The organism is Pseudoalteromonas sp. SG43-6, from assembly GCF_014164365.1.
GTDB lineage: Bacteria > Pseudomonadota > Gammaproteobacteria > Enterobacterales > Alteromonadaceae > Pseudoalteromonas > Pseudoalteromonas rhizosphaerae.
In genome coordinates this window covers 1-4449 of sequence record NZ_JACJEZ010000104.1, presented here as the reverse complement: position 1 = coordinate 4449, position 4449 = coordinate 1, and the positions used below count along the sequence as shown (strand labels likewise).

The following is a 4449-nucleotide window of genomic DNA, read 5'->3' as shown; positions in this document are numbered from 1 at the left end:
AAAAACCGGCAAAATCGCCAATATGAAATTTGTATTTAAAATTCCACGCGCGAGTTGTGAGGTTGGCTTTTGAGGCATCGTAAGATTGCAGGACTTGACCGGTGTATTGATCGGCCCATACCCAAAATGCGTAGTCTTAGGGTATACAACGAGGAGAGAGCAATGGATTTTAAAAAGCGAACTTTAGCAAGTTTGATCGCGATAATGCCATTAATGGCGCAGGCGCAGTTTTCGCAAAATGATGTGAATAACTTTGCCAAAGAAACCACCCTGACATTTGCTGTGGTTGATAACTTTCATAATAAAGCCGCTGGTTTTTTAGGAACTATTACACTAAACAACCAATCTGATGTTGCACTTCCTGCAGGTGAAAGTGACTGGCAGTTGTATATTCACTCAGTTCGTAAGATCAGTACTGAGCTAGTTGCGGGTTTAAATATTGAACACGTAAATGGCGATTTACACCGCATTACCCCAACTAAAAACTTTACAGGGTTAGCTTCAGGTAAAAGCTTAGTACTTGAGTTTGACGCTCAAGTTTGGGTGGTTGCTTATTCTGACTTTATGCCACGTGCTTTTTTTGTCTCTGGTGATAATAAACCGGCTATTTTTGCAAATACTGACAGTGAAGATATGACCCAGTTTGTTGCACCGTTTGAGCGTGAAAATCAACTGCGCCGTTATAACGAGCCAAAAGATTTAACGGTATTAGTCACCCCACAAGTGCGTTTTGAGCGTAATCAACAAACGACAAGTCAAGTATCGCAACAAGACGCATTAAAGCGGATCATTCCAAAGCCACAAAAAGTAGAGTTTAATCGCGGCACTGCGACACTTGATAGCAGCTGGCAGATCACTTTCCAAGGTCAGTTAAAGAACGAAGTCATGGTGTTTATGCAAGATTTGCAAGATGACTATGGCCTGACCTTAAAAGCCCAGCCAGATCACATCAAACTAGCAAAAGAAAAACTGATCAGCTTAAAAGTAAATCCACAGTTGGCCGATGGTAAATCAGAAAGTTACACTCTTGAAATAGATGACGATCGTATTGAAATTGTTGGTAGTGATAATGCCGGTGTATTCTATGCCATGCAGAGCTTACTTAATCTACTCCCGGCAAATAGCCAAGGTATTGTAGACATTCCACAACTTGAGATTGAAGACAGCCCTCGTTATACCTGGCGTGGCATGCACTATGATAATGGCCGCAATTACCACGGCAAAGACGCTATGTTCAAATTAGTTGAGCAAATGGCGCGTTATAAAATGAATAAACTACATTGGCACTTTTCAGAAGATGAAGGTTGGCGCTTAGAAATTCCAGGATTACCAGAGCTAACTGATATTGGTGGTTATCGCTGTTTTGACCTTGAAGAAAAAGAATGTCTGTTAACACAGCTAGGAACCGGACCATTTAAATCGGGCTCAGGTAATGGTTACTTAACTCGTAGTGAGTTTGTTGAATTATTAAAGTTTGCTAAAGACCGCCATATTCAGATTATTCCAGAAATTGAAGGGCCGGGGCATGCTCGCGCATCAATTAAAGCAATGGAAGCACGTTATCATAAGCTTGCCGATGAGGCGCAACGAGTAGCCAAAAATAAGCTTGTTAATAAAAAGAATGCGGGGAAAGAGACTCAGCAGATAGATATCAGTGCTGCAACCCAGTATTTATTGAGTGATCCAAAAGACACCTCGGTTTATATGACGGTGCAAAACTACAAAGATAACTCGATGAACGTATGTATGGATTCAACCTACGCCTTTTTAGATAAGGTTACCTACGAATTACAACAAATGTACCGCGAAGCCGGTGTGCAATTGACTAACTTGCACTTTGGTGGTGATGAAGTAGGGGCCGGTTCATGGGTTGGCTCGCCAATATGCCAAGCAATGTTTGCCGATCCAAATAATGGTGTTGCCGGTGCCGCAGATCTTAAACCTTACTTTACACAACGTGTGGCCAAGTTACTTGAAAAACGCGGGATTTCGCCTGGCGCATGGGAAGATGGTTTAATGTATGACCAAACAAACCCATTTAAGCGCGACGAGTTTCCAAACAAAACCTTTACAGCAAACGTCTGGGACAATATTTGGGAGTGGGGTGTTGCAGACAGAGCTTATCGCCTTGCCAATGCTGGCTACCAAGTGATTCTATCGCATGGTACACACTTATACTTTGACCATCCTTATGAAGCTCACCCAGAAGAACGTGGGTATTATTGGGCAACTCGCTATACCGATACTAAAAAAGCATTTAATTATATGCCAGACGATGTGTATGCAAATGCAGATTACACCCGAACACGGGAGCCGATAGATAACCTTGAAGCTTTAGTTGGTCGTCCACTACCAAAATTAGAAAAGCCAGAAAACATCTTAGGTATGCAAGGACAAGTTTGGTCTGAAACTATTCGAACCGAAGATCAAGTATTGGCAATGATATTCCCGCGTATTCTGTCTGTCGCTGAGCGTGCATGGCATAAAGCACCATGGGAAGGCGAGCAGGTTGATCGTAAAAGCCAAGAAAAAGACTGGGCACAATTCTCTGCTGCAGTTGGTTTGAAAGAGCTTAATAAATTGGCCAATGCAGGCATAACTTTACATTTGCCGGTACCCGGTGGCGTGATTAACAATGGTCAGCTTGAGGTTAATACGCCATTTACATATTTAAATACCGAGTATAGTTTAGATAATGGCGCGAGTTGGCAGCAATATACAGCTCCGATCAGTGTTTCTGAACAGCAGTCTGTAGCATTACGTAGTAGCTTAGATAGCAAACTAAAAAGCAGAATTACTCATATAAATTAATATATTAGTAACTAATTACGTTTTGAAAGGGCCATAAAGGCCCTTTTTTGTGTCGTTGTAAAATAAATTGTTACTAGTAATATGGCTGTAATTAACGTAAAGTTTTATGGCAGCGCTGTCATTTTTGTTTCGACATTGTCATTTAAATGTCGCCAAGGTGTTATAAAATACAGCAACGCTAATCGTCGATTTAAGTTTTTTGAACTTAATTGCAATAAATAATTATAACGATAGCTCGCAACAAGAAGAAGTTTTATGGAAGCCACAGTGTCAAAAATAAATAAACAAAGTAATTTTATACCCATGGCCATTGTTGCCACTTTATTTTTTATCCTAGGTTTTGCAACCTGGTTAAATGGTTCACTAATGCCATACTTAAAACAAGTATTACAGCTGAGTCCATTTCAAGCCTCACTGATTTTATTCTCGTTTTATATAGCGGTGACGTTTACTGCTGTACCGTCGGCGATGATCATTCGTAAAGTCGGTTATAAAAATGGCATGGCACTCGGTATGGCAACCATGATGGTGGCAGGTTTATTATTTATTCCAGCTGCAAAAACTCAAGTATTTGTGCTGTTTTTATTTGCGCAGTTGGTTATGGGGGCAGGGCAAACCTTGTTGCAAACTGCAGTTAACCCGTATGTTGTTCGGATTGGGCCTGAGGAATCGGCCGCAGCACGTGTCAGCATCATGGGGATATTGAATAAAGGCGCTGGCGTAATTGCGCCAATCGTATTTACAGCGTTAATTCTAAGCGATTTTACTGGCCTTGTTGGTAAAGATTTATCACAAGCTGAAATTGATTCAATGGCAAATAGTTTAATTTATCCTTATTTATGGTTAGCGCTATTTATTGGTGCATTGGCATTTGCAGTGACAAAAATGCCATTACCAGAGCTTATTGATGATGAGGAGCAAGGTGCTAAAGGACAAGTAAAAGAAGCACTTTCTCACCCAAGCCTAGCATTAGGTGTGGTTGCATTATTCGTTTATGTAGCCGTGGAGGTGATTGCAGGCGATACCATTGGTACTTTTGCATTGTCGCTAGGTATTGAAAAATATAGTGTCATGACCTCTTATACAATGAGCTGCATGGTGTTAGGTTATATAGTTGGTATTGTGCTTATTCCGCGTGTTATTTCGCAGCAAGCAGCGCTAAGTGTGTCTGCAATTTTAGGCTGTGTATTAACACTTGCCGTGGTATTTAGCGATACTAGTTCAGTTGTGATCGCAACAGCGCTTGGTTTAGAAGTGCAATTACCAGATACACTATTGATGATAGCTGTGTTAGGATTTGCTAATGCTATTGTATGGCCTGCGGTATGGCCGTTAGCGTTGTCTGGGTTAGGTAAATTAACCAGTGTTGGTTCTGGCCTGCTTGTAATGGGCATCGCCGGTGGGGCATTTGGTCCTCTATTTTGGGGTCTAGCAAGTGGTGGTGTGGATTCTGCCGCGGCCCAGCAGGGCGCTTATATCGTAATGTTACCTTGTTATTTATTCATTCTTTTCTATGCTGTAAAAGGGCACAAGATGAAAAGCTGGAAGTAAGATTAAAGTTGAAAGGTTCAAGGTAAAAGTTTAGCTTTGTAGAACCTAGAACCTAGAACCTAGAACCTAGAACCTAGAACCTAGAAC

2 protein-coding genes are annotated in these 4449 nt (G+C 41.3%); both read left to right on the top strand.

What is annotated here, in order from left to right; translation table 11 throughout:
- The first annotated feature begins 162 nt into the window (after window positions 1-162).
- Entirely contained in the window at window positions 163-2811 is a 2649-nt protein-coding gene (locus tag H5201_RS22095; RefSeq protein ID WP_182785413.1) for a family 20 glycosylhydrolase, read from the top strand.
- Between the two features lie 255 nt (window positions 2812-3066).
- A complete protein-coding gene (nagP, locus tag H5201_RS22090; protein WP_182740922.1) occupies window positions 3067-4362 on the top strand; it encodes an N-acetylglucosamine MFS transporter NagP in 1296 nt (431 codons plus the stop codon).
- Window positions 4363-4449: the final 87 nt, after the last annotated feature.

What these genes read in the sequence shown, in the direction of transcription:
- H5201_RS22095 (WP_182785413.1), top strand. Translation starts at nt 163, where the DNA reads ATGGATTTTAAAAAGCGAACTTTAGCAAGTTTGATCGCGATAATGCCA.
- nagP (WP_182740922.1), top strand. Translation starts at nt 3,067, where the DNA reads ATGGAAGCCACAGTGTCAAAAATAAATAAACAAAGTAATTTTATACCC.